This is a genomic window from Myxococcus eversor (assembly GCF_010894455.1).
GTDB lineage: Bacteria > Myxococcota > Myxococcia > Myxococcales > Myxococcaceae > Myxococcus > Myxococcus eversor.
In genome coordinates this window covers 297,559-322,821 of the sequence record NZ_JAAIXY010000004.1, presented here as the reverse complement: position 1 = coordinate 322,821, position 25,263 = coordinate 297,559, and the positions used below count along the sequence as shown (strand labels likewise).

19 protein-coding genes are annotated in these 25,263 nt (G+C 68.5%); 12 read left to right on the top strand and 7 right to left on the bottom strand.

Annotation, left to right across the window (positions count from 1 at the left end):
* The first annotated feature begins 176 nt into the window (after positions 1-176).
* Entirely contained in the window at positions 177-2,051 is a 1,875-nt protein-coding gene (locus G4D83_RS10745) for a vWA domain-containing protein (protein WP_240356261.1), read from the top strand.
* An 89-nt stretch (positions 2,052-2,140) separates the two neighbouring features.
* The gene (locus G4D83_RS10740) at positions 2,141-2,956 is read left to right on the top strand and encodes a GNAT family N-acetyltransferase (RefSeq protein ID WP_163864602.1); all 816 of its coding nucleotides are present in this window, start codon (positions 2,141-2,143) and stop codon (positions 2,954-2,956) included.
* A gap of 70 nt (positions 2,957-3,026) precedes the next feature.
* Here the strand turns inward: G4D83_RS10740 and G4D83_RS10735 are convergent, their stop codons facing one another.
* The gene (locus tag G4D83_RS10735; RefSeq protein WP_240356260.1) at positions 3,027-3,698 is read right to left on the bottom strand and encodes an RNA polymerase sigma factor; all 672 of its coding nucleotides are present in this window, start codon (positions 3,696-3,698) and stop codon (positions 3,027-3,029) included.
* Positions 3,699-3,765: 67 nt separating this feature from the next.
* On the bottom strand, positions 3,766-7,812 hold the full coding sequence (locus G4D83_RS10730) for a protein kinase domain-containing protein (RefSeq protein WP_163864601.1): 4,047 nt from the start codon (positions 7,810-7,812) through the stop codon (positions 3,766-3,768).
* Between the two features lie 213 nt (positions 7,813-8,025).
* Between G4D83_RS10730 and G4D83_RS10725 the strand changes: the two genes are divergently transcribed.
* From G4D83_RS10725 to G4D83_RS10710, 4 genes are all read left to right on the top strand, one after another.
* Positions 8,026-9,609 (top strand): hypothetical protein, encoded by a 1,584-nt coding sequence (locus tag G4D83_RS10725; protein WP_163864600.1) that lies wholly within the window; start codon positions 8,026-8,028, stop codon positions 9,607-9,609.
* Between the two features lie 28 nt (positions 9,610-9,637).
* Positions 9,638-11,137, top strand: a complete 1,500-nt coding sequence (locus G4D83_RS10720) for a Dyp-type peroxidase (protein ID WP_163864599.1) — start codon at positions 9,638-9,640, stop codon at positions 11,135-11,137.
* A 78-nt stretch (positions 11,138-11,215) separates the two neighbouring features.
* Positions 11,216-12,040, top strand: a complete 825-nt coding sequence (locus G4D83_RS10715; protein ID WP_163864598.1) for a hypothetical protein — start codon at positions 11,216-11,218, stop codon at positions 12,038-12,040.
* Positions 12,041-12,221: 181 nt separating this feature from the next.
* On the top strand, positions 12,222-12,893 hold the full coding sequence (locus G4D83_RS10710) for a hypothetical protein (RefSeq protein ID WP_163864597.1): 672 nt from the start codon (positions 12,222-12,224) through the stop codon (positions 12,891-12,893).
* A gap of 562 nt (positions 12,894-13,455) precedes the next feature.
* On the opposite strand, the gene G4D83_RS10705 is transcribed toward G4D83_RS10710, so the two are convergent.
* Complete coding sequence (locus G4D83_RS10705) at positions 13,456-14,466, bottom strand: Ig-like domain-containing protein (RefSeq protein WP_163864596.1); 1,011 nt, start codon at positions 14,464-14,466, stop codon at positions 13,456-13,458.
* A 335-nt stretch (positions 14,467-14,801) separates the two neighbouring features.
* Between G4D83_RS10705 and G4D83_RS10700 the strand changes: the two genes are divergently transcribed.
* Both G4D83_RS10700 and G4D83_RS10695 read left to right on the top strand, forming a co-directional pair.
* Positions 14,802-15,323: a hypothetical protein gene (locus tag G4D83_RS10700; RefSeq protein WP_163864595.1), complete on the top strand. Its 522-nt coding sequence runs from the start codon at positions 14,802-14,804 to the stop codon at positions 15,321-15,323.
* Positions 15,324-15,552: 229 nt separating this feature from the next.
* The gene (locus G4D83_RS10695) at positions 15,553-15,978 is read left to right on the top strand and encodes a hypothetical protein (protein ID WP_163864594.1); all 426 of its coding nucleotides are present in this window, start codon (positions 15,553-15,555) and stop codon (positions 15,976-15,978) included.
* Positions 15,979-16,310: 332 nt separating this feature from the next.
* Here G4D83_RS10695 and G4D83_RS10690 read toward each other — a convergent pair whose 3' ends face one another.
* Entirely contained in the window at positions 16,311-17,027 is a 717-nt protein-coding gene (locus G4D83_RS10690) for an endonuclease I family protein (RefSeq protein WP_240356259.1), read from the bottom strand.
* A gap of 249 nt (positions 17,028-17,276) precedes the next feature.
* Between G4D83_RS10690 and G4D83_RS10685 the strand changes: the two genes are divergently transcribed.
* Genes G4D83_RS10685 through G4D83_RS10675 form a run of 3 tightly spaced genes read left to right on the top strand, consistent with a single transcriptional unit; the run spans position 17,277 to position 19,963 of the window.
* Positions 17,277-17,975, top strand: coding sequence for a response regulator transcription factor (locus G4D83_RS10685; protein WP_163864592.1), 699 nt, complete (start codon positions 17,277-17,279; stop codon positions 17,973-17,975).
* Positions 17,944-19,581 (top strand): sensor histidine kinase, encoded by a 1,638-nt coding sequence (locus tag G4D83_RS10680; RefSeq protein WP_163864591.1) that lies wholly within the window; start codon positions 17,944-17,946, stop codon positions 19,579-19,581. Before G4D83_RS10685 ends, G4D83_RS10680 begins: the two co-directional genes overlap by 32 nt.
* A gap of 13 nt (positions 19,582-19,594) precedes the next feature.
* Positions 19,595-19,963 carry a GatB/YqeY domain-containing protein gene (locus G4D83_RS10675; protein WP_163864590.1) on the top strand — a complete coding sequence of 123 codons (369 nt, stop codon included), beginning with the start codon at positions 19,595-19,597 and terminating at the stop codon, positions 19,961-19,963.
* Here G4D83_RS10675 and G4D83_RS10670 read toward each other — a convergent pair.
* The 3 genes from G4D83_RS10670 to G4D83_RS10660 all read right to left on the bottom strand — a co-directional run bounded on the left by G4D83_RS10670 (position 19,951) and on the right by G4D83_RS10660 (position 24,376).
* Positions 19,951-21,144 carry a hypothetical protein gene (locus tag G4D83_RS10670; RefSeq protein WP_163864589.1) on the bottom strand — a complete coding sequence of 398 codons (1,194 nt, stop codon included), beginning with the start codon at positions 21,142-21,144 and terminating at the stop codon, positions 19,951-19,953. The two genes, G4D83_RS10675 and G4D83_RS10670, sit on opposite strands and share 13 nt — an antisense overlap.
* Before the next feature lie 6 nt (positions 21,145-21,150).
* On the bottom strand, positions 21,151-22,461 hold the full coding sequence (locus G4D83_RS10665) for a hypothetical protein (protein ID WP_163864588.1): 1,311 nt from the start codon (positions 22,459-22,461) through the stop codon (positions 21,151-21,153).
* Positions 22,462-22,582: 121 nt separating this feature from the next.
* Positions 22,583-24,376 carry a choice-of-anchor X domain-containing protein gene (locus G4D83_RS10660; protein ID WP_163864587.1) on the bottom strand — a complete coding sequence of 598 codons (1,794 nt, stop codon included), beginning with the start codon at positions 24,374-24,376 and terminating at the stop codon, positions 22,583-22,585.
* A gap of 213 nt (positions 24,377-24,589) precedes the next feature.
* Here G4D83_RS10660 and G4D83_RS10655 point away from each other — a divergent pair, with 213 nt between their 5' ends.
* Positions 24,590-25,258, top strand: a complete 669-nt coding sequence (locus G4D83_RS10655) for a hypothetical protein (protein ID WP_163864586.1) — start codon at positions 24,590-24,592, stop codon at positions 25,256-25,258.
* Positions 25,259-25,263: the final 5 nt, after the last annotated feature.

Genomic DNA, 25,263 nt, shown 5'->3' with positions numbered 1-25,263 from the left:
CGCCTTGAGCAAGGAGCGTACCGGCACGAGACACACCTCGTGCGGGCAAGGGTCCCCGACGACCACGGCCCTGGCGTCCCAACGTGACGCGGCTGCGTCTGGCGGGAACGCGCGGAACCTTTCGCGCCCGCCTGCTGTCGGAGGTGGGCGGCGATTCCAAGACACGGAGGCAGGGCATGAGGCGGAACCCCAGGGCCGTCACGGGTGTCGTGTGTGCACTCGCGGTGGGCAGCACGATGTTCGCGTGCCGCCCGAGCGAGGACGGCAACAGCGCTCCCGTGATGGCGAAGGCACAAGGAGACACGAAGGGGGCCCACGCGCTCGAAGCCAGCGCACCGCCCGTCATGAAGTCCGAGCCCGCGAAGACTGCGCCAGCGCCAGCGGCCGCCGCGCCGACGACCCCGGCCCCGTCCGCGAAGGAGAACAAGGCCCAGGTCGGCCTTGGGATATTCGGCACCGGCGCGGGCGGCGGCGGTGGCCTTGGAGGCAAGCTGGGCCCTGGCCCTGGCATTGGCTCCATCGGCACGAGGGGCCGCGGTGCGGGCGGCATGAGCTACGGCTCCGGAGTCGGCTCGGCCAAGGCCCCTTCGGGCTACACGGGTTCCGTCAGAGTGCATCCGAGCCTCGCCCACATGCAGGGGAAGAAGGACACGTCGCTGGAGGACAAGCCGTCCACCCCGGACTCGGAGCGCTCGCGCAAGTCCGACGTGAATCCCTTCGTGACGACGGCGGAGGACCGGCTCTCCACCTTCGCGGTGGACGTGGACACCGCCTCGTACACGATGACGCGGCGACACCTGATGGAGGGGGCGCTGCCACCGCATGACGCCGTGCGCGTGGAGGAGTTGCTCAACTACTTCCGCTACACGTACCCGGACCCGATGCCGAGCGACGGCCCCTTCGCCGTGCACATGGACGCGGCCCCGTCGCCCTTCACTCCGAATCGGCACCTCTTGCGCGTGGGTGTCCAGGGCAAGCGCCTGAGCATCTCCGAGCGCAAGCCCGCGCACCTCACCTTCCTCGTGGATGTCTCCGGGTCCATGGGTTCACCGGACCGGCTGCCGCTGGCCCAGCGTGCACTGCGCATGCTGGTGGACAACCTGCGTGACGGCGACACGGTGGCGCTCGTCACCTACGCGGGCAACGTGCGACGGGTGCTCGGTCCCACGGGCCTGGAGCGCAAGGCCCTCATCCATGCCGCGATTGAGGACCTCACCGCGGGAGGCTCCACCGCGATGGGCTCCGGCATCGAGCTGGCCTACCAGGAGGCGATGAAGACGCTGGATGGGGCGTCCTACTCGCGCGTCATCGTCCTCTCGGACGGCGACGCCAACGTGGGCAGGACGTCGCACGAGGACATCTTGAAGACCATCCAGGGCCACGTGAAGGAAGGCATCACCTTGACGACCGTGGGCTTCGGCATGGGGAACTACAAGGACACGACGATGGAGCAGCTCGCGAACAAGGGGAACGGCAACTACTTCTACGTGGACTCCCTGATGGCCGCGCGCCGCATCTTCCAGGAGCAGCTCGGCGGCACACTGGAGGTCATCGCGCAGGACGTGAAGCTCCAGGTGGACTTCGACCCCGAGCAGGTCGTGCGCTATCGCCTCGTCGGCTACGAGAACCGGAACATCGCGGACCGCGACTTCCGCGACGACAAGGTGGACGCGGGCGAGCTGGGCTCCGGCCACACCGTCACCGCGCTGTACGAAGTGGAGCTGAAGCCCGGAGCGGGCGCGGGACTGGCCACGGTGCGAGTGCGCGCGAAGAAGCCGCGCGGCGTGAATGCCTCCGAGCGGGCCTATCCCTTCCTGGCGAGCGCGCTCGCGGGCACGTTCAAGTCGGCCAGCGTCGACCTGCGCTTCGCGACGGCGGTGATGGGCGCGGCGGAGCTGCTTCGCGGAAGCCCCCACGCGGAGAACTGGAGCCTGGAGATGGTGCGCGACATCGCACGCGGGTCGACACCGGTGGGCAACGCGGAGCGTGAGGAGTTCCTCGTGCTGCTGGAGAAGGCCCGGCCGTTGATGCGCGGTGTGGCGGCGCGCTGAACAGAAATGGATGGATTCAGGGGCCCCGCGTTTCCATGCGGGGCACGTGGGGTACACTCGGCGGTCCACCCCTTCCCTGGAGACCCTCCATGCACTCCGCGACGCAGGCAGAGATCGACGAGTCCCATGCGCAATTTCGAGGCGCGTGGCGGAGGATGGCGCTGGGGGCACGCTCGGGAGAAGTCGTCGAGCGCCCCGAAATCTACATCGCCGCGAGCCACGTCTCGTGGGCCCTGATGAACGCGGCCTTCCTGCGCGCCCCCGCTGAAACCGAGCAGTCCCTGGCGGCCTCCGTCGCCTCCGCGGCGCGCTACTTCGCCACGGGCAGGCACGCGTGGACGCTGGTCGTCTCGGACGACTGGCTCGCGCCCCAGGTGCGTGAGCGCGCCGAGTCCATCCTCGCCTGGTACAAGCTCAAGCCGCTCGCCGTCCTCTCCGGCATGGTGTGCGACCAGCTCACGGAGCCCGTGCGCCCCCTGCCCTCTTTGGAGGTCCGCCCCGTCCAGGACACCTGGGGCCGGCAGGCCGTGGCCGACATCAACGCCCAATCCTACGACGTGTCCCGCGAGACGGGCCGCGAGGCGTTCGACGTGGAGAGCCTCTACCACGCCGACTCCCGGGGCTTCGTCGCCTGCCTGGGTGATGCGCCCGCCAGCAGCACCGTCGTCACCCGCGTGGAGGGCGTCGCGTACGTCTCGCTCGTCGCGACTTCGCCCGAGCACCGACGGGTCGGCGCGGCGGAGCTCGTCATGCGGCGCGCGCTCCAGGAGGCCCGGGACGGTTGGGGCATCCAGCGCACCGTGCTCCACGCCACCGAGGCCGGCGAGCCCCTCTACACCCGCATGGGCTATCGAGCCGTGACGCGCTTCCGCGTCTACAAGGCACCAGCCCCCGGGACGACCTGAGCCCGCGCGTCACTCCGCCGACTCCACGCGCTCGAAGGCACCAGCCCCCAGGACGACATGAGCCTCCACGTCACTCCGCCGATTCCACGCTCTCGGCGGAGATGACGCCCTGTTCGATGGCGAGCGTCCGCAGGCGCGCCTTCACGCGCTGGAACTGCTGGCGCAGCGCCGCGGCCCGTCGGTTCAGCGCATCGCGTGTCAGCGGCTCGTCGGACTCCACCATGACGCGGGCAATCTCCGTCCACGGCTGACGTTGGTCCACGCGCAGCATCAACAGCATCCGCTCCTGTGGCTCCAACTGCTCGCGCAGCGCGCGGAAGCGCTCCTTCACGGCGGTGCGTTGCCAGGGATGCGTGTCCGTGCGGTGCCGCTGCGGCTCATTCGCCGCGGGCTCGCTCACCGGTTGCTCGCGCAGGGACGGAGAGTGGAGCTGGTGGTAGCAGGCATTGCGCGCGAGCCGGTACGCCCACGTCCGGAACGAGCTCTCCCACCGGAAGCCCGGCAACCCCTTGACCAGGTTCTCGCTGAACAGGCCGAACGCATCCTTCGCCAGCTCCGGATTGTGGAGCACGGACGCCATCAGTCGCCGCAGCTCCGGCCCATAGGTGCGCATGGCCAGCTCCACCGCCGCCCCATACTCGCCACGAGTGCAGAGCTCGTGCAGCACCTGCTCCGCCTGCTCGCGAGGCACCGCGACCTCCGCCTCCGAGACTCCCCCAGGCTCGACGTTCATCGACACCATCACATCACGCTCCCGAAGTGGACCTGCCGGGAGGAGTCACGCACTCCGCGCTGTGATGTCCCTCGCATCACGGTCCAGGCACGGGCTCCTCTGCTTGAAGGTCCTGCACGAGAGGAAGCTCGACCAGCGGATGGCCCAGCTTCCGCTCCCGCACCAGCCGACCGTAACCCAGCGCGCCCTGGGTCTCCGCGACGCGCAGGGCGAGGGCTCGCGCGGAGAGGGCCTCGTCCTCGCGCCCCAACATGAACAGGGCCTCCGCCTCCAGGCCTCGCAGCATCACCTCGTAGGAGCGCTCGCCCGTCGTCCCGGCCTCTCCCAGTGCCTCGCGCAACGCGGCGAGCGCCTCGTTCTTCTGACCGAGCAGCAGGTGGATTTCAGCCAGCATGCCCAGGTTGTGCGGCAGCCCTGCCTTGAAGCCGGAGCGTCGCCAATGTCCGAGCGCCGCCTGCATCAACGCGAGCCCCTCCCGCGCGCTGCCCGACAACGCCTGCGCCCAGGCACGGATGAGCGTGGACCAGCCCAGCCACAGCCGGAAGTGGTGCTCGCGAGAAAGCGCGATGTTCCTGTCACACAGCTCCAGGGCCTCGCGAGGCTCGCGACGAAGCTGGGCGGACAGGGCGCCGTACAGCAGCGCGAAGGCGGAGGTGTTCGGATGGCCGATGTCCATCGCCAGACGCAGCGCCCGCCGTGCGTGGTCACGCGAGGCCTCGGGCGCATCCATCACCGCGTGCACCACCGCCGCGTACGCCAGCGCCGCCACACGCGGATTGACCCAGTGCTTGACGGCGAGGACCTGGTGTTGCTCCAGCTCGAAGTCCGAGTACGTCAGGGCCAGCTCCACGTTCTCCAGCGCGGAGGCCAGCCGGCCCCACGTGAAGAAGTCCGTGGCCCTCATCCGGTAGCCCAGGGCCAGCAGCTCCCGCTGACCATTCCGGCGCCCCAATCGCACCAGGCGCTCGGCCACCTCGTGGGCCTCGTCCCAGTGCGCCCGCGCGAAGGCATGCGCGAAGGCCACCCAGTGCGGCGGCTCCAGCCGAGGCAGGTCATCCTCCAGCTCTCGCATCAGGAAGCGCACGCGTGCATGGACGGACTCGACCTCCGGTGCGGAGTACCCCTGCACCTGGACCAGCGGGAGCGCCAGGCCGAGCAACAGCTTCAGCTCCTCGCCATCGAGCGCGCGGGAGGGCGGTTGCGCGCGCAGCAACGTCAGGGCCTGTCGCAAATGGCTGATGGCCTCCACGTTGGCCATGCGTCGGCTCGCCATCTCCCCCGCCCGAGCCCACCACCGGATGGCCGCCTCCGCCTGCCCCGACTCGGTGTAGTGCCACGCCAGCAACTCCGGCTGCGCCTCGGCCATCTCCGGAAACTGCTCCGCCACTACACGCGCGACGCGACGGTGGTAGTGCCGCCGCGCCTTCCGAGGCAGGGAGTCCGCCGCGGCATCTTGAATGAGCGCATGCCGGAATCCGTAGCTCGGCTCCACCGTCTCGGCCGGCTGCAACAGGCCCTCGTCCACCAGGCCGGAGAGGTCCGCGCGAAGCGAGGTCTCCGTCCGTCCCGACAGCGCGGCGAGCAGCGCATGGGAGAAGCTGCGTCCCACCACCGCGCAGAGCTGCGCCAGCTCCTTCTGCGAGCCAGGCAGTCTGTCCAGCCGAGTGAGGAGCAGCTCGCGCAGCGACACGGGTACCTCGACCGACGAGGACTCGCCTCCCCGAGGCTCCTCCACCACCCGCCGCGTCAACTCCTCGGCGAAGAGCGGGATGCCATCCGTGCGGCGCACCAGCCGGGAGACCAGCTCAGACGAGAGAGGCCTGTCTCCCGCGGCCTTGCGCACCAGCTCTCCCGCGACGGGAGGTGACAGCCGCTCCAGGCCCAACCGCTGCACGCGCGCATCGTCGCTCCAAGGTGGAGGCAATGCGACGCGCGACGTGAGCAACAGGCAGACGCGCAGCTTCGGCAAGCGGTCCAGGAGGAAGCCCAGCAGTTGCAGCGAGGACGGGTCCGCCCAGTGCAGGTCCTCGACCTCCAGCAACACCGGGAGCTGCTCGGACAGGCGCGTCAGCACGTGCACGAGTGCATCCAGGGTCTCCTGCATGAGTCGCTCGGGGGCGTAGCGCAGGTGCGGCGCGCCCTCGTCGCCGGAGAGCCCCACCAGCCCCGACAGCAACCGCGTGCGCCCCTCTCCCAGCCCGAGCGTACCCAGGCCCGCTTCCAAGCGCGCCCGGTGCTCCTGGGGCGTGCCCTCGACGTCGAGCTGGAACATGCGGCGAAGCAGGTCGATGGCGGGCGCGAACGAGCTGGTGGTCGACTGAGGCCAGCACTGTCCTCGGAGCACGTGGGCCATGAAGGGAGGCACGCGCTCGCGCACCTCGCGCACCAGCCGGGACTTGCCGATGCCCGCCTCGCCCGTGACGAGCACACACGTCCCCCGCCCCGCGCGCGCCTCCTCCCATTGCTCCAGGAGGAACCGGAGCTCCGCGCGCCGCCCCACGAGGGGCGTGAGGTTGCGCGACACGAGCCCCCGGTCGAAGCGACTGGTGACTCGACGTGGCTGCACCAGCCGGTATGGAGTCACGTCTCGCACGCCCGACAGTCCCGTGAAGCGCAGTGGTGGCAGGGCCTGTGTCACGAAGGCCCCGCGCGTCAGCACATCCGTCGAGTCGCTGATCCACACCGTGCCCGGCGTGGCCTGTCGCGCCAGCCACGCGGCCACGCGGGGCGCCTCGCCTTGGATGGAGGCATCATCCAACACCACCGTGTCCGTGTGCACGCCCACCGTCACCGTCAGCTTCCGCTCCCGAAGCGACGCGAGCGACTCCTGGAGCGTCGGTGCCACGGTGGCGGCCAGTCGCAGCGCCGCGCGCAGGGCCCGCTCGGAGTCGTCCTCTCTCGCCACGGGGTGACCGAAGCAACCGAGCACCTCTTCACCCACGGACAGGACGACCGTGCCGCCGTGCTGTCTCAACACCTCCGAGCAGCTCCGATGGAACACGGCCTCCAGTTCGCCCAGGTCCTCGGCATCCAGTCGTCCGGCGAGTCCGGCCAGGTCCGCGAGCCGACAGGCGACCAGCGTCACCTGCCGTCGCTGAGGAGGTCTGACACGCCTCGACTCATGGCGCGGAGCCAGCCCTTCTTCCACCTCTCGCAGCCGCTCGCGCAGCTCCATCGCGGAGCGCAGCCGCGTCTCCGGTGTCTTCGCCAACAACTCGGCCAGGAGTCCATCCACCGGCTCGGGCACCTCGGGCGCGCGCGCACGGACCGAAGGCATGGGCCCTGGAGACGTCACGCGCTCGCGAATCGCATCGGGCGTGCCCAGGACGGGAGGCTCTCCCGTGAGCATCTCGTACAGCAGCACGCCGGCCGCCCAGAGGTCGGTCCGGGCATCCTGCGCCTCACCCCGCCACTGCTCGGGAGCCATGTACGGCGGCGTGCCCGCGGTGGAGAGCAGCACGTCGGGCGCGGTGCTCGCGGCCACGAGCCAGGACAATCCGAAGTCGAGAATCTTCACGACGCCCGAGCGCGTGATGAACACGTTGCTGGGCTTGAGGTCGCGGTGGACGATGTGCCGCTCGTGCGCGTGCGCGAGCCCCGAGGCCACCGCGTCGAGAATCTCGATGGCCCGTCGGTGCCCCGGACGCCCGCGTCGCAACAGGGATGACAGGGACTCGCCCTCCAGACACTCCATGACGAGGAAGGGAACCGGCGGCTCCTTCGGCTCGCTGCTCCAGAGGTCCACGTTGAAGATGCGGACGATGTGCTCCTGGTCCAACTGCGCGATGGCCCGCCCCTCCTGCCGCAGCAGGGAGATCATCGGCGCCTCGGCAATCGACTCATGCGGGACGAGGAACTTCAGCGCGACGGGCCGCTGAAGCTCCGTGTCGAGGGCCCGGAAGACCTGCCCCATGGCCCCTCCACCGAGTTCCTCCAGCACCTCGTAGCGCTTCCCGTCCCGGTCGCCCACGCGCATCCCGGGCACGGGCAGGCGAGGAGGCACGGACGCCTGAGCCACCTCGCGGAGGAAGGCGTCGTCGAAATCGTCGTCCTCAACGGCGTCCGGCCCGCGCTCCAGCATGGAACCGTCGCGTCGCTCCTCGTCCTGGCCGCTCTCAGGCATCACCGAGTCCCCTGGATGTCCCCGCGTCCGTTCTCCCCCCTGGGTTCACCTTAGGAACGGCCGTCCCCAAGTCCCAGGCCCCCCACGACTCCCGCCTGTCCACGAACCACCGGGTGGGACGAGCGGGCGAAGCCCCTGGTCCCACTCTGGTTCCCACCCACCCGGCCCGGCGCCACCTCATCGGGAGCCGCGCGCCCAACGAGGGAGGTGTGAATGCGCCATGGCACATCGACCGTCATCACGCGCGTCCTTCCAGGCAAGCGCGAGGCACTGGATGACTTGCTGAGCTCGGTCGCCAAGGCGAGACGAGAACTCTTCGAGGGAGTACCAGGATTGCACTTCGCGCGTTGGACCGTCGTCGACCTGGGCCCCAAGGCGGCCCCCGCAAGGGACCCTCGACTCATCTTCGGCGCTGATGCCGTCCTCGACACCCGGAGCACGAAGGCGGAGGCGCTGGACCGCGAGGTGCTCCGCGCCCTGGTGCACTGGTGGAGCACGCTTCATCAGCGCGGAGCCCAGGCCGCCCATCTGTTCGATGCCCTCTATCGGAACTGCGCGGGATATCCCGAGGCGGGCCTCGCCGAGCCCGAGGCCGTGGAGGACTACCTCGTCCACCACCGCGCTCCCGCCGTCACGCGGCACGTGGACTTCGCCTATCGCTTCCAGTCTCCCGAGGACCTGCGCGCCTCCGTGGACGCGCTGCGCGCGGTGAACGAGCACCTGGACGCGCGCGCCCCTCAGCTCGAGGAGACACCCTGGACGGGACGTCCCCGCCAGATGCCGGACCTCCATCACGAGCTGCGCGATGTCGCGCGAGCCGCCGCGCCGGGCCTGGAGGATTCGGGCTGGAAGGAGCGATTGGCGACCGCGCGTGACTCGGCTGCGGCATCCACGCTGACGTATGCCGTCTATCGCTATGCCTGGGCGCTTCCTGGCATCTACCTGCTCAAGGCGCGGATGTGGCTGCATGCGAGGAAACATCCCGACGCGCGTCCGATATCGTGGCCCGCGCACGGCATGGGCGACGCGCCCGCGATTCCGCCCGTCAGCGACGCCATGGTGCAGAACCCCATGGTGCACGTCGCGCGCATCGTCGATGCCCCGGGTACGCTGGCACTGGCGCAGCTCGCGCTGCGCAGTGTGAATCTGCGCTTGAAGAGATACGTGGTGGGCCTCAATCACGTGCAGACCATCCACTGCGCACGGTGGCTGGTGTACAGCGACGAGGACGGGCGGGGACCGCACCACCTCATCTTCTTCAGCAACTACGACGACACCTGGGAGTCGTACATCGACGCGTTCGTCGACCACGCGGACGTGCGAGGTTTCCTGGAGCTCATCTGGAGCAAGACCGAGGGCTTCCCCGCGAAGACGCGAGGCATCGACCCGACGATGCCCAAGGAGCGCCTCCCGGTGGAGCCCTTCAAGCACTGGCTTCGCGCGCACGAGGTCCCCACGCGCGTCTGGTACAGCGCGGCGCTCGACGGCACTCCTCGCCAGCGACACTCCGTCCTGCTGTTGCACAACGCGCTCCGACTGCGCGAACTGCTCACGCGCGAGCGCATGGACCAACCCTTGAAGGACCGGGGGGCGCGAAAGGCCCTGGCCGCATTCATGTCGAGAGGCGCGTGCGACGCTGGTCGTCCGCTGCTGCGCCCTCTCGCCCTTATCGTCCACTCGCTGTCCGCGTTGCTCGCCCCGCTCCGACAGGGACGGCGAGAGCCCCGGAGGAAGCACCATGCGCACGTCCGAGCCGAGACTCCCGACTTCGCCCACGCGGAGCCCGCCCCCGCCTGAGCTTTCGACAGAGGTAGACCTTCGCGATGTGCAGGGCCTGCTGCTGCACGGCTATCGACACATGGGCGAGCTCACCCTGCTCTTCCTGCGCATCGACGACGCGGACGGCTGCCGACAGTGGCTGCGTGAGCTGACGAGCGACGGGACACTCACCCCCGCCGACCGCATGGAGTTCCAGCTCCGCCAGCAGGACTCCACGCGCGGCCAGACGCGCGTCAACCTGGCGCTGTCCCATGCGGGGCTGATGGCACTCGGGATGCCCGAGGACGTCCGCGCCACCTTCCCCCGCGAGCTGCGCGAGGGCATGGCACTGAGGGCCCGCGAGTACCTGCGTGACGTGGACGAGAACGACCCGGACCGCTGGATGCTCGGCGGGACGAGGCACGAGGACGCGCTGCAAATCCTGATGCTGCTGTATGCGACGGACGCCGCGAACATGGAGCCGCTGCTCCGCGAGCACCTGGAGCGGGCACACCGGAACGGACTGCGTGAAGTCTTCATCCAGCGCGGTCAGCGACGTGCTCGCGAGGAAGATCCACCGGGCTACTTCCGCGACCACTTCGGTTTCCTGGATGGCGTGTCGCAGCCGCGCCTGGAGGGACTGGATGACCCCGCGACACATCCACGGGACTACGACAGGCCCGTGAAGCGCGGAGAGTTCCTGCTGGGCCATGCCAACGAGTACGGCGAGTGGCCGCTGTCACCCCACGTTCCGGAGCACCTGCCGGGAGCGAGCGCACTGCCGCCGGTTCCAGGCCTGCCGGGCCGGAGGGATTTGGGACACAACGGGACGTTCCTCGTCCTGCGCAAGCTGGAGCAGGACGTGCCGGCCTTCGAGCGATTCCTGGACGAGCAGGCCGCGCTCGCACCGGAGGGCACTCCCGAGGAGCGACGTGAGTGGGTGGCCGCGAAGCTGGTGGGGCGAAAGCGCGACGGCGCTCCGCTCGCGACGCCGCGACGACACCGATTGCTGCGCAGACTCCTTCCCTTCCTGTTCCAGAAGGACGGCGCGCCCGCGCGAGCGAGCGGCACGGGCCCGGCGCATCCCGACAACGACTTCCGCTACGCGCGAGATGACCCGCACGGCTACGGCTGCCCCATCACCGCGCACACGCGGCGGTGCAACCCTCGGGACGCACTGCCGCCCTCGCCTCGCGTGTCCTCAGACGTCACGCGGCGGCATCGACTCCTGCGACGCGGCTTCAACTACGAGGACGCGGAGGGAAAGGGGCTCCTCTTCATCGCCCTCAACGCGCACGTGGGCCGTCAGTTCGAACTTGTCCAGAGAAGCTGGGTGCACTTCGAACAGCTCGGAGGCATTGAGGGCGCCGAGGACCCACTGGCTGGAGACGGCGGTGGGCGCCTGATCATCCCCGCGGATCCAATCCGGCAATGCGCGACATCCCTGAGAAAATTCGTGACTACGCGGGGAGGCGGGTACTTTTTTCTGCCGAGCCTGAAAGCGCTCTCCTTCCTCGGAATGCAAGAGCGCGTGGGGGATGACGGAAGCGACGTCGCTCGCTCGTGAAACCGCGTGGCTGTGGCAGACTTGTTCCTCGGGGGTTCGACGGATCCATGAGGCGCCGCGGCACACGGGAGTCTGCAAATGGCGACGTGGAATGACCTCATCCAGGCGACGCCCCGGCAGGTCGGGGGCAAGGCGCTGGATGATGGTTCGGCGGTGCTGCTGGAGGCACTGCTGGGGACGGAGGGGGAGCAGTTGGTCCTTCTGGGCCATCTGCATCGGGAACCGCACCTGCTGAGGGAGGGGGCCTTTCATCAAGGCCGGATCCACCTGGAGGATGCGACGCGGCCCGAGTGCACGCGTGAAGCGCGGCTGGAGCTGCTCAAGTCCGCGAGCCACTGCTTCACGGAGGCGCTGGCCGCGGAGCGGGACACCGCGCGCGTCTCGTTGATCTCCCTGCACCTGGGAATCTGTCGGTTGCTGCTGGGCAATCCGAAGGATGCCCGGGAGTGGACGGCGATGGCGAACCAGGCGGCGGTGGAGACGCTGAAGGACATCCTCACGGAGGCGACGGGCGAGCAGGGCTTCACGCGCAACCGCTACCTCGGGGGCATGCTGAACTTCGTCATCTTCTTCACCAGCTCCGCCACGTTGGGCGCGGGCTATCTCGTCTGGGACCGGGTGATGAGCAAGCGCTCCGACAAGGTGCTGCGCCGGGCGCTGGCGCGCATGGAGCCGCTGGCGGGCTACATCGACTCCATCCGGGAGATGAGGCTGCGGCTCGGTGAGGCCGCGTCCACGGTTCCCCGCTATGTGGTGACGCACGCCGTGGATGACAGTCAGTGCCTGTCGCGCATCACCATCCGGGCGCTGGTGGGTGAAGGCGAGTCCGTGGACTTCAACGGGCGCGAGACGCGGCGCGTGTCACGCACGGGGTCTGAGCGGATCACGACGGTGATTCGGTAGAGCCGACGCCAGTCTCACTCCTCGTAGATGAGTGCGGCTGGCCTTCCTGCGATCAGGGCCGTGAGTTCCTTCCGGTTCGAAGGGGGCGTGCGACAGAACGAAGCGTGGAACGTTGGAGAGATACGGGACGTACCAGCTCACGCATTTCCGTGAGCCCCATCTCCCCGCTCGAGGAATCTCCATGCCCGCTCACCGCGCTCCCCTCCTCTCCGCGTTGTTGCTCGTCACCCTCTCCGGCTGTGTCCCCGGCCTCGCCACCTCCAACCCGACCTACTTCAGCGGAGGAAAATGGAGCGCGCTGGACAAGCCCTACGCGCTTACGCCCCTGCTCGCGTGTGCCGAGCCAGCGGACAACAACGACAAGGTCATCCGCAACATCGAGGACTACGTCGCGCCGGCACTCTGGAGTGCGTACGGCCAGGACGTCTCTAGCGCGAAGGTCAAGAAGCTGAAGGGAGACAGCGAGTGGTGCGAGGCTCTCCCGAACATCGCCACCGACAAGTTCATCGTCCCGCCGAGGATGAAGCAAGACCTTGCCCGGTACGTGAAGGAAGCGGGCGCCAAGGGAGTCATCATCCCGGTCGCGACCCTTTTCCGCTCCCCCATCCAGCGAGAACTCCGGACCGAGGATGGGACCCCGTTCGCGAGCGTGGACACAGACCGGTTCACCGCTGACGGCACCGCGCTCTTCTACGTGCACTACATCAACGAGAGCGGAGAGCTGCTCCACACCGAGCGAGCGGGCAGCGGCGGTGTCGGAGACTTTGACGACCGACTCAAGCACATGCGTGACAGCGCGGCGGCGGTCACCAAGCGGCTGACCCAAGGAGCGCCTCCGGTAGACCTTCAGTAGTGCCAGTGTCGTGGCAAGACCATCACGAACATCGGCTCGCTCCAGAACAGGTGCTCAGCCAGAACCAGGGCATGCGGGCGAGCCGTCACTCCACATCCACGACGTCGTAACCCCTGTTGCCGAGCGTACCCTTCGCGCAATAACAGCCCTTCTTACGACGCATGTGGTCTTCCACGTAGGCAGCCGTGAATCTGTAGACATGAAAGCTCAATCCAGGGAGACCCATTCTCAGCCGACCGCATGGACCAATCAGCACAAAGAGTTCATCGTATTTGCACGGGTCCCCAACATTCAGGTTTATCCCTTTCGGGGAATTGTGCGCCTTTCGGAGCGCACCATCTGGGCAACCTGCAGGCTGGCCGAGCAGGAAAAGAAGTCTCGAATCAATGCCTTCTGTTCATTGGTCATGGAATGGCCTGGCTAGCTTGCACCAGGACGCGCTCGTCTTCAGGAATTGCTTGGCGGAATGTTGGATGAATCGATTGAAAAGGCCGAGAGCTGGGTCCCTGATCTGGAGGACACCTGCTCTCGGCCCCTGTTTCTTCAATGCACCGCTGCTCGACTACGGCGCGGGAGTCGAAACCACGCACAGGAAATACGAGCCGGAGCGGGTCCCACCCTTGGGGTCGCGCGCCGTCATCGTGATGCTGCAGTTGTTGCAGGCGCCCGCGGGAACCGCCGACGGCGTGAAGTTCGACGTCTGGCTCGTGGGCGAGGAGAACGTCCCCGCGCAGGACGACGTCCACTGATAGAACACCGTCCCCAGGTCCGGGTCATGCACATTGGCGCTCACCCCCGTGCTCTGCCCCAACACAATCCTGCCCTCATTCGCGGTCACCAGGAGGATGAGCGGCGGCGCGTTGAAGCTCACGGAAATCGTGGCACTGCCGCCCACTTCCAGCACCTCCGTGACCTCCACCGTCACGCGCGCCCGGCTGGTGCCGTTGCGCTGATCCCGCACCGTCAACGTCAGGGTGACGGTCTGCGCGGACGACGGCGCCGTCCACGTGGGGTTGGCGATGGTCGTGCTGCTCAGCGTTCCCGCCGAAGCGCTCCACGAGTACGACACCAGGTCGTTCGGCACCGGGTCATGCGCCGTGGCGCCCAGCGTGAGCTGACCACCGGCCTCCACCGTCGCGGCCGACAGCGTCACCGAGTCGATGATGGGCGCGTCGTTGTTCGTGTACTGGGGCGCCGTCAAGTCATGGAGCGTGACGGCCACGAGCGTCGTCCCCCCTTCGACGATGGTGACCTCCGTCGCCTCGCCCCGGTACAGGAGCGAGCTGCTCGAACCATAGGCGGAGACCGTGATGATCCGATTCGTCCCAGCGGGAATGCCCGCGACCGTGCCGCCCCAGGTGCTGCCCGTCTTCACCAGGTCCTGCTCGATGTTGGTGATGCCCAGGCCGGACACGACGACCTGGATGCGCGTGACGCTCGACTCGCTCGCCGCGAACTCCTGGTCTCCGAAGACCATCTGTACCGCGCCCGAACCCGAGGGCAATTCCTCACCACAGCCGGCGATGACCGCCAGCAACAACCCGACGACGGAAAGACGACCCAGACCGCGCATGGATGTTCCCCTCTCGCGCGCTAGCGGAGATTCGCTGATGTGGCGCGAGGACTTCGGGGCCTATCAAATACAAGACATTCCACGCATCCAACTGAGGCAGGTTCGACACCCGAGCACGGGGCTCGTGCTCCTCACGCGACTCGCAATGGCGAGTCTCTTGAGACGTCGGGCGGGTCATTCCAGATGCGCCCGTCTCGTTTTGTCACGCGATGATGTTTCATGAACCCGTCACCGGCCCCCGGAAACGCGGAGTGGGCAGACGCACAGGGAGTGCGCCGATACCCACCCTCGTGCTAGAGACATCCGCCGAACCATCCACCTGGGAGTCTCTCTCCATGACCTCGGCCCTCCGAAAAGTCCTCGCCCTCGCCCTGTTCTTCGCGTCCACGTCCGCTGTCGCCATCGAGCAGTGGGCGGACGGGCGCGCGGTGCTGCACGCGTGTGTCTACGCCCACTCCTATGAGGCGGAGATCCGGATGTCGTACCGGAACTACACGCTGCCCTGGGGCACGTCCGTGTATCTCATCCACGGCTGGGGCGGGCTCGACAACGGCGTCGCCATCACCTGGGACAACACGCAGACGGTGGCCGTTCCCGCGTCCTCCCCGTGGGCCTGGACGGTGACGGTCCGGAGCATCATCTCCACCCGCACCACGCCCAAGTGGTACGAGCACTTCGACTACGTCTGGAAGGTCGTCCTCCCGAACGGCACCGAGTTCTACGAGAAGGGCAACGGCTCCACCTACGGCTACTACTCGGCCAACCTCCTGGATATCACCAGCCGCCCCTGCACGTCAGACGGCAGCTTCATCGGCGCTCCGTTCGCGCTGGGCATCACCTCCGTCGAGCAGTGGTAGTCCGCCCGCCCCCGGCGAGGCATCTCCGTGCACGGCGGCTCCTATGGGCGGCCGTGCTCGGCTTCACTTCCACGTCACCCATGGCCGCCGGTCGCGCCTCATTCGCGTGACATTCGTTCCAATCAAAACCAACAAAGACTCACGCCCCGCCTCCTGGACTTGACGGGCTCGCGCCAGTGATAGGGTTGAAGCGCGGTCCTTCACCCGAATCACGTTCCAGGAGACTCGCATGACGACGAAACTCATGGCAGCGACGGTGCTGGGAGCTGGGTTGTTCTTGATGGCCTGTGGTGGTCCCGCCGACGAAGGCCCCGGCACCGAGGCCCCCGGCCCGGACACGCTGGGAACCCACAGCGCGGCCCTGTCGGCGTCGCTCGCCTGCACCCAGGGGTTCAGCGACGTCACCTGCACGGCAACCGTCACCAGCGGCGTCCCGCCGTACACCTACTCCTGGACCTCGCAGCAGTACGTCTACGCGACGAACGGGACGTACACGACGGGGTCCATCGCGGGCGGAGCCAGCAAGGCCTTCTATTGTCCCGGGCCTGACGGCTCGGGGACCTTCATCCGGAACCTGAGGGCGAGGGTGACGGTGACGGACTCCACGGGGGCCTCGGTGGCCACGGGCTACGGCCCCTACTTCCCCTGCTCGTGAGCCGCTCCGTCCCACTCCTCCCCACAGCCCCGGAGTCCAGGTTATTTCAGGTTTTCCTGGGACGACACGTCAGACCCTCCCTCCATAGTTCAAGAGAGGAGGAAGACGGTGACGGCTCAAGCGTTGTTGGTGTTCGTTCCGGTGGTGCTCGCGCTCGTGGCGGCGGCGGCCATCCGGCGTCCGCGGCGGCGGACGCGTCGAATCAAGGTTCGCGAAGGGTACCCGCCGTACCCTTCGCCTCAAGTGACTGGGTGAGCCGGGGCTCGGACTGACACCCCGGCTCGACCCGGACGAGCCCCTCCCCCGAGGTCGCTCGTCCCTTCCGTCACGATTCAGAAGTCCTTGATGCGGTCGACCAGGTCCTCGTGCTCGACGAACTGGTTGACGTTGCCCTGCAGCTCGGCGACGCGCTGGTTGCGCGCAATCTCGGCGGTGTCCACGGCGTCCAGGTCATTCCACTCGCGCAGCACGGCCTCCTCCGAGTCGGGGATGGCCTTGCTGTAGGTGGACGAGAAATAGAACATCGCGCGCGCGACGTTGCCCTTGTGGGAGTCGGGCGGCTCGAACACCGTGCGCCCCTGCGCGTCGGTGCCGAACTTCGCGCCGTTCTCACTCCACTTCACGTTGACCACCTCGCCGAAGGGCCAGTTGCCTCGCTTCGAGTTGGCCTTGCTGTCGGTGGGAAACAGGTGGTGCAAGTCACTCTTCGCGGCGCCTGTGGCCCCCTTCGACTGCGGCCACGTGTGCTCCACGTTCATGTCGGTGCTCTTGGGCGGCTTGCCGCCCTGAATCTCCCGGCCCGTGTACACGCAAGTGACTTTGCCGTTCACCACGTCCAGTTCGCCGAAGATGAGCTTGCGCGCCTCGGTGTAGCTCTTGACGTGCTTGCCTGAGGACGACTCCTTGATGGCGCGCAGCAGCGCCGCGTCGCGGAGGCCCTCGAAGGGGTCTGTCCCCTCGGAAGGCAGCGGCGGAGTGGGCGCCTCCGTCTTGGACGGGCCCTTCTTCGCGACGCTCGCCTGCTCGAACGTGTCCCGCGTGCCCGGCACGGAGACCCTTCGAGCCTGGGGCCCAGCCCCATCCAGGGAAGGACGGGTCCCCACGCCAGCGGGAGTTGAATTGACGAGCAGACGAGTCTGCGGGCGCGGGGAACCGACAACGGTCATGCGGGGTTATCGACCGCCCCTTTCGCCAGTTGCGTCCGGTGACAATAAAAAATACGACTGAGACGGCAAGTCCCTGAAGTGGGGTGGCGAAGCTACACTCCGCGTCTCGCCCTCTCCTTTTCCGAGCGTCCCGTGGCCGAGCGTCTCACCGTCCTGGTCGTCGATGATGATCCGCACCTGCGGGACATCGTCCGCTTCGCGCTGGAGCAAGGCGGCTTCCGGGTGGAGGAGGCCGCGGATGGACGGGCGGCGGTGGAGCAGGTGCGGCGCTCCCCTCCGGCGCTCATCGTCCTGGACATCATGATGCCGGAGATGGACGGCCTGGCGGTCTGCCGGGAGGTCCGCCGCGCGCACGAGCTGCCCATCGTCTTCCTGTCCTCGCGGGATGACGAGGTGGACCGAATCCTGGGCCTGGAGCTGGGCGGCGACGACTACCTCACCAAGCCCTTCAGCCCGCGCGAGCTGGTGGCGCGAGTGAAGGCGGTGCTGCGCCGCGCCCGACCCGCCACGGAGGCCGCGCCCGCGTCGACTTCACCCAAGCCGTTGACGCGGGGCCCGTTGAAGCTGGACGAGGAGCGCTTCCGCGCCTGGTGGGGCGAGCACGAGGTGGTGCTCACCGTGACGGAGTTCCACCTGCTCGCCGCGCTGCTGCGGGTGCCCGGAAAGGTGTTCACCCGCGACGAGGTGATGACGCGCGTCTATGACGACGGCGTGGTGAGTGACCGGACCATCGACAGCCACGTGCGTCGGGTGCGGCAGAAGTTCGCCGGGGTCGGCGGAGAAGTCATCGAGACGGTGCATGGCCTTGGCTATCGGCTCGCCATCCCCTAGGCCCCGGGCGCGGCCCCGGCTGTGGATGGTGTTCGTCGCCGTGGGACTGGCGGGCTTCGTGCTCACGCTGGGCGGGCTGTCCTTCGTGCGCGTCTACGACAACCAGCTCATCCGCCAGACGGAGACGGAGCTGCTCACCCAGGGCGCGGTGGTGGCGGAGGTCTACCGGTCCATGCTCGCCGAGCGGTTGGCTGGACTCGACTACGGCAGGCCTCGCACCGCGAAGTGGCCCTTCCCCATTCCGATTGACGACCAGTTGCGGCCCATCCTCCCCTCGCTGCGCGCCTCGGACGAGCCGCTGCCACCGGACGACCGCCCACCCTCTTCGCGCGTGCCCGGTGAACCCCTGGCCCAGGACGTGGGCCAGAAGCTTCGTCCGCTGCTGGAGAACGTGAGGGCCGCCACGCTCGCCGGCATTCGAGTGGTGGACGCCGGCGGCGTGGTGGTGTCCAGCAGCAGCGCGGACCTGATGGGCGCCACGCTGGCCGACCGGACCGAGGTGCAACAAGCGCTGCACGGCATGCCCACCAGCGTCCTGCGCCGCCGCCACGCCGAGCCGGAGGACACGCCCCTGGCCTCGCTCAGCCGCGACACCGGCATCCGCGTGTTCGTGGCGCTGCCCGTCATCCAGGGCGAACGCGTCTGGGGCGCGGTGGTGCTGGCTCGCACGCCCATGACGTTCGCCAAGGCCATGTACGCGGACCGGTGGAACCTGACGGCCACGGGGCTGGTGTCGCTCGGCGCGGTGGCGTTGATGTCGCTCGCCGCCGCCGCGCTGCTGGGCCGGCCCGTGCGAGCGCTGGTGAAGCAGACGCGCGCAATCACGGCGAGCGCTCCCGAGGGCTTCGAGCCCGTGGCCCGCCCCGTCGTCGCGGAGCTGGCCGAGCTGTCCGAGTCCCTGGCCGGCATGGCCACCGCGCTGCGCGACAGGAACCAGTACATCCGCTCCTTCGCCGCCAACGTCTCGCACGAGTTCAAGACGCCGCTGGCCTCCATCCAGGGCGCGGTGGAGCTGCTGCGCGACAGCGCCGAGGTGATGACGCCGGAGCAACGCGCGCGCTTCCTCTCCAACATCGACGCCGACGCGAAGCGCCTCACGCGACTGGTTCAGCGGCTGATGGAGCTGGCGCGCGCGGACTCGATGACGGCCCGGCCCGCGCAGGTGGAGCTGGCGCCCCTGCTGACGGCGCTCGCCACCCGGGCCACTTCGGAGGGACTCGCGCGCGTCGACGTGAGTCCCGTGCCGGAGGGGCTCACCGTGTCCCTGCCCGCCGAGGTGCTGGACGACGTGCTCTGGCAGCTCGTCACCAACGCGAGGCAGCACGGGGGCGAGGACGTGCGCGTGTCCCTGTCCGTGGAGACGAGCGGCACCGGGCCCGCGCGAGTCATCGTGCGCGACACCGGCCGCGGCATCTCCGAGGCGAACCGGGCGCTCATCTTCGACGCCTTCTTCACCACCGCGCGCGAGCGGGGCGGCACGGGCCTGGGCCTCACCATCTCCCAGTCGATGCTGCGCACGTTCGGCGCGGGACTGGAGCTGCTCCCCGCACGGCCTCCGGAGCCGGGTGCGGCCTTCGCCGTGGCGGCGCCCCTGGTGCGTCGCTAGGGTAGGCCGTGCCATGAGAACCATGCAGGAGTGGAAGACGACGCTTCGCGCCGCGCTGAAGGACGCGCTTCGCACCCGGAGCGCCCCCGCCTCGGCCGTGCTGCGTGAAGTGCTGGCGGCCCTCGACAACGCGGAGGCTCCCGACGTGAGCACGGCGGCGCCACCGCCCGTCGAGGGCACCATCGCCGGAAGCGCCGAGGGACTGGGAAGCGGCGAAGTGCCCCGTCTGGCCCTGACGCCCGAAGCAGTGAGCGCCATCATCGAACGCGAAGTGCGTGAACGGCGGGACGCGGTGGCCCTCTACGTCAGCCTCGGAAAGAACGACGAGGCCAACGTCTTGAGGGCCCAACTGGACGTGCTCCTTGAGCTTCAGCGGAAGTAGCTGTCGGAGATGTCCACCGAGTAGCCCAGCTCCAGCGTGGGCGAGGACGCGGCCACCAGGTACTGCCGGAAGTGCAGCACCTTGCCCGGCAGGGGCGCGCTCGCCGTCACGGCCGCGGCGTCGGCCGCGTCCACCTGCTCCAGGCTGCCACCCTCGCGGCGGTAGTTGAACACCGCGGGGAAGTGCGCGCGGGCCCGCAGCTCGGCCACGGGCCACGACACGCGAGGCAGCGCCAGCTTCAGCCGACCCGACAGGTGGAAGACGCCCAGCTCCCGCGCCAGCACCACCTCCAGCGCGCCGCTCGTCTCACCCAGTCGCGACGGAGCGACCTTCAGCTTCAGCACACCGTCCGTCGCCTCCTCCACGGGGATGGGCACCGCGTTGAGCGTGACGCGCTCCAGCTTGTGTCCTTCCGGCACCGTCAGCTCCAGCGGCTGCTCACGGTCCAGGTTCAGCGTGTAGCTGACGCGCAGCGAGGCGCGGCCCTCCAGGGTGGACACCCACGTCGCGGTGGCCTCGGCGATGCGCGGCTCCATCGGCGGACGCACCTGCGGCTTCGTCGACTGCGACACCGACGAGGCGGAACGCCACCCCACCCTCACCACGCCCTGCACGGGATAGACGGCGTAGCCCTCTCCCGAGGTCGGCAGCGGCTCCATCAGCGTGAAGATGGACGTGTCCGCATCGAGTTGGAGCGGCACCGGAGACGCCTCCGGCCCGAAGCGAAGCTGCGCGCGGCGCTCCGGCCCGCTGCCCGAGGCGCGCACGGTGAGCCCCACGTCGAAGTCATGGCGCCCCGCCTTGCGCGTGAGCAGGCACAGGAAGCCATCGACGACGCCCACCGTCGCGTCCTCCAGCGTGGGCATCGCGGTGGGGTACGTGTCCGCGTCGAGGTGGAGCAGACGCACCTGCGTCCAACGTCCCTCCGCGAGCACCTCCACCTGGAAGCTGGCGTCCACCTGGAGGGCGTCCGTCGACAGCCGGGCGTTGAGCTGACTCTTCACCAGCGCCTCGGTGGGGGGCGGAGGCACGTACGCCTGGCGCTGCGTGTACAGGGGAATGAGCTGGTCCAACGGCACGGTGGCGGTGCCCGAGGGAGAAGGCGTGGACACAGCGGCGCCCGTGGCCAGGGCCTCCGGCGCGAGCAGCAGGAATCCGATGACGAGAGAAAGGGTCCGCATGGTGGCTCAGCTCGCTTCCGGGGTGACAGGGGTGGCGACGGCCGCGCGAGGAGCGCCGCCGGTCTGCGACAAATCCGAGAGGAAGGCCCGCACACCGGTGCGGGTGGAGAGGACCATCAGCCCGAGCAGGCCCGCGAGGATCTCCAGCGTGTAGATGAGGCCCGTGTAGCCATCCAGGATGACGGCGGCCGTGGGCACCAGCAGCGTGGCGGCCCAGACTCCCGCCAGCACCACCGTGCGCTCCTTGGGGAACAGCCAGCGCGCGTAGGCCACCACGGCCGCGCCGAGCCCCAGCGCGCTGAGGACATAGGCCACGTAGAAGTTCATGAAGGCGGCCAGGTACGCCAGCAGCACGAAGAAGAAGCCGTACACGGCGGCCAGCAGATACGACTCATGCAGGGCGAGCTGTCGCTTGTGCCGCAGCCCCAGCGCCGCGAGCAGCGCCACCAGCGCGAGGAAGGGCACCCACGCGCGCCCCGCCATGCGGGACACCATGGAGTCGAACGTCTTCTCCGAGGGCAGGATGACGCCCAGGTTGACGCCGGACTCCAGGGACTGGAAGGCCCAGTCCAGGGTGACGGCGTCGCTGCCCGTCTGCACGGACGAGGCGGACAGCACGCCCGACGGATAGTCGAAGTTGTCGCCTCCCTCCACGGCGAAGTGCAGGCGGACATCTCTCGCGGAGAGGTTCGGGTCCAGCTTGTAGACGAAGGAGTCGAGCCCCCGCGCCCGGTAGCGGATGACGAAGCGGGCCGTGGCGCCCTTCGCGATGCGGCCCGTCCACACCAGCCGGTTGCCGGACTCGCCCAAATCCAGACTGGACTCCTGGCCATCGACGAGGAACTGGAGCTCCGACAGCAGCACCTGCGACTTGTTCATCTCCATGGGGAAGATGAACGCCACGTCGATGTCATGGCCCTCGCGATTGACGACCGCGTACTCGGCGCCCAGGTTGAAGTCGAAGCCGGAGAAGTAGCGCAGGCCGCGCTTGCGATAGTTCATCTTCGCCAGCACCTCCACGTGCTGACGGTCGAAGGCCAGGGGCTTCAGCTCGGTGAAGATGGTGCCGCTGTGCACGTAGCGCAGCGAAGGCGCGGGCTGGACGACGGGCGCGCCCCACCGGTCCTCCACGCCGGCAGCCAGCTCCGAGGTGGCGAAGTCCGTGCGGTCCGCCACCTGGCCGGCAATCACCGCCGTCGCGAAGACGACGATGAAGAGACTGCCGAAGACGTGGTGGGCGACCAGCCACCGGAAGGCCCCTCGGATGGGGCCATCGGACGTCCTCTGAGGACGCGGCGCGGAAACGGGAAGGTTCATGGACACAGACTGGCCCCCCGGTGTGCAACCCGGATGGCCAGCCCGTGCGCTTCATGAGGCATGTTTGTGCGGAATTCGTGCAGGCCCGGGGCATGTCCCCCCGGACCCGTGCTTCACGACGTCAGTGCACCGCGAGCGCGCGCACGTCGAACGCGCGGGTGAGGCAGGACTGGTTCGCGGTGGAGTCCAGGTGCTGCGCGCGGTCCCGGATTTCGAAGAACGGGCGCACCGTGCCGTCCACCGGGTCCGCCACGTTGAAGGGCGTGAGCGGGTTGATCATGCCCGTGGACAGGAAGGGCGACAGTCCGCCCGTCTCGCCAATGTGCGTGAAGAACGTGTTCGTCTCGCGCGCGTGGCAGCCGTTGCACGTGTTGAGCGAGAACTTGTGCCGCGCGGTGTTGTTCACGATGCCGGCGGCCCGCCAGAACGTGGTGGCCGGCGTCGGGACGCGCGGGTTGGCGCCCAGGAAGTTCACGCTCGCGAAGGTGGTCGGCACGCCGTAGGTGTTGGCGAGGATGGCCGCCTGGTTCGTGTTCACGAAGTCCCGGAAGAGGGTGGTGTTGTTGCGCGGGTCTCCCGGGGTCAGCGCCACCGTGGTCTCCGACAGGAAGTTCGGCGTCGCGCCCGTGTCGAACAGGTGGAACTCCCGCAGCTCCCAGGGCGAGGAGAGCATGAAGTCGTTGGTGCGAATCTGGTTGATGGCGTTGCCGTTGGGCTTGGTGGGCGCCGCGCCCGCGACGACGACCTGCTCCGTGAGCGCCTGGAGCGCCGCGTTGTAGGTCGGGCTGCCCAGCACCATCAGCGGGTTCGACAGCGCCATCCACTGCTGCGCCCAGCTCTTCACGTTGAGGCAGCCGTTGATGGGCACGCCGTACTCGAAGATGACCAGCAGCGGCCGGATGGCGCAGCCCGCGCTCTTGTCCACCGCGGCGAAGACGAAGCGCAGCTCACCACCGCCGCTGGAGCCGCCGTAGCCGACCGGGCCATTGCCCTTGCCCAGGTCCAACCGGTTGAAGATGGCCACCAGCTTGAACGCCGACTTCGTCATGTCGAGCGTGCCGGCGACTTTCGGCCACGGATTCAGGATGCGATTCATCACCTGTCCGCGCCCCGGGACGGTCCACCCGTTGAGCGTCTGGTTCGCGTTCCACTGCAGCAGCCACTGCTCGGTGAGGGCCGACGGCGTCACGAACGTGCTCGCCATCTCCGTCATCAGGTGGTTGAACGTCCACACCCCGTTCGGGTTGCCGGAGTTCGAGCACGGGTCATACGTGCGCGTCGGGTCATTGACGACGTTCGGATGGGTGATGATGAGCGACTGGGCCGGCCTCACGTCGCTGAGCAGGCCCACGGGCGTCACGGGGATGGGCACGCGCGGCCTGAAGACGCTCGACGACAACGCCACCACCGGGCGCTCCTCCACCAGCTCGCGGTTGTTGAAGACGGCGAACGTCAGCGGCTCGTTGGGCTGCTGGCGCTGCGCGGCGGTGATGCGGTCCTGCGTCCTGCGGTGCAGGTCGAGGTCGACCTCGGCGAAGGCGGAGAACACCCCGTCGCCCGCCTGCTCGTCGCCGTCCTTGCCCTGGTCCCTGAGCACCACCGGCTTGCCCGTGTCGGACACCACGGGGACCTCGGTGAAGAGACCCTGCTGATTCTGGGCGAGCTTCACCCTCACCAGGCTGCGCGTCTGGGAACCCAGCACGTCGTCCTGCGCCACCACGTCCATCGACTGGATGATGGGCGTCGGCTTCGTGGAGGGCGTCGGCTCCGCCACCGCCGCCTGGGGCCGGGCCTCCAGGGGAGCCGGGCTCTCCAGCGCCTCGCCACCACAACCCGTCATGCACAACGCGACCGCGAGCACACCGGACCCAGCCCACTTCAAGCCCAGGGCCTTCTTCGGGGACCACTTCTTCATGGATGTCGCCTCCAGGGGATTTTCAGCGACTTCCCAAGATGCACCCCCCAGGCCAGGACCAGCACACGGAGAAAACACACACGCACCGCGAGGATGTGTCCTCCCAGGCAACAACTCTCACTCCAACTGTGACTTTCCGCGCTACAGCGCCTCTCCGCCCGTGAGAGGGCCCAAAGTTGTACGGCAGCCAGGAAACCGGCTCAAATCCAGGAAATGGAGAGAGTCGAGGAGATCTACCAGGGCTTCGTGGTTGATCATCAGCTCGAGCGCGCGGGTCTCTTCGAGCTGCTCCGCGAGCGCTTCGTGGCGGTGGACTCGGTGCTGTATCCGGGGTGCTTCGTGCACATCACCCCGTCGTTCTTCTTCCAGAACGTCGTCTACGTGGACCGGAACGACCTGGCGCAGGGCTTCTTCGCCAACAAGGACGGTGTGCTGAGGAAGATTGGCTCCCGTCAGAAGTACGAGCAGAAGGCCTCCGTGCGCTTCGTCGCGCAGGACTACCTCCAGCCCATCCCCGCGCTGGAGGAGAGCTTCGACCTGCTGCTGGCGCTGTATGCCGGAGGCATCTCGCGCGCCTGTGGGAAGTACCTGAAGGTCGGCGGCCTGCTGGTGACGAATGACCACCATGGCGACGCGGCCGAGGCCGCCGCCGAGGAAAATCTAGAGCTCATCGCCGTGGTGAAGGAGCAGCGCGGGACGTTCACCTTCAGCGACCAGGAGCTCTCCGCGTACCTCGTCCCGAAGATTCCTCCCCGGGGCCCCGCCGCGCGCGACGCACCGGGCTCATCCCACTGGGAGCGCCCCGCCGACTACTACCTCTTCCGCAAGACGCGCCCGAGCGCCATGACGCTGGAGCCCGGGCGCTTCTCCGCCCCTCACTGAGGCGA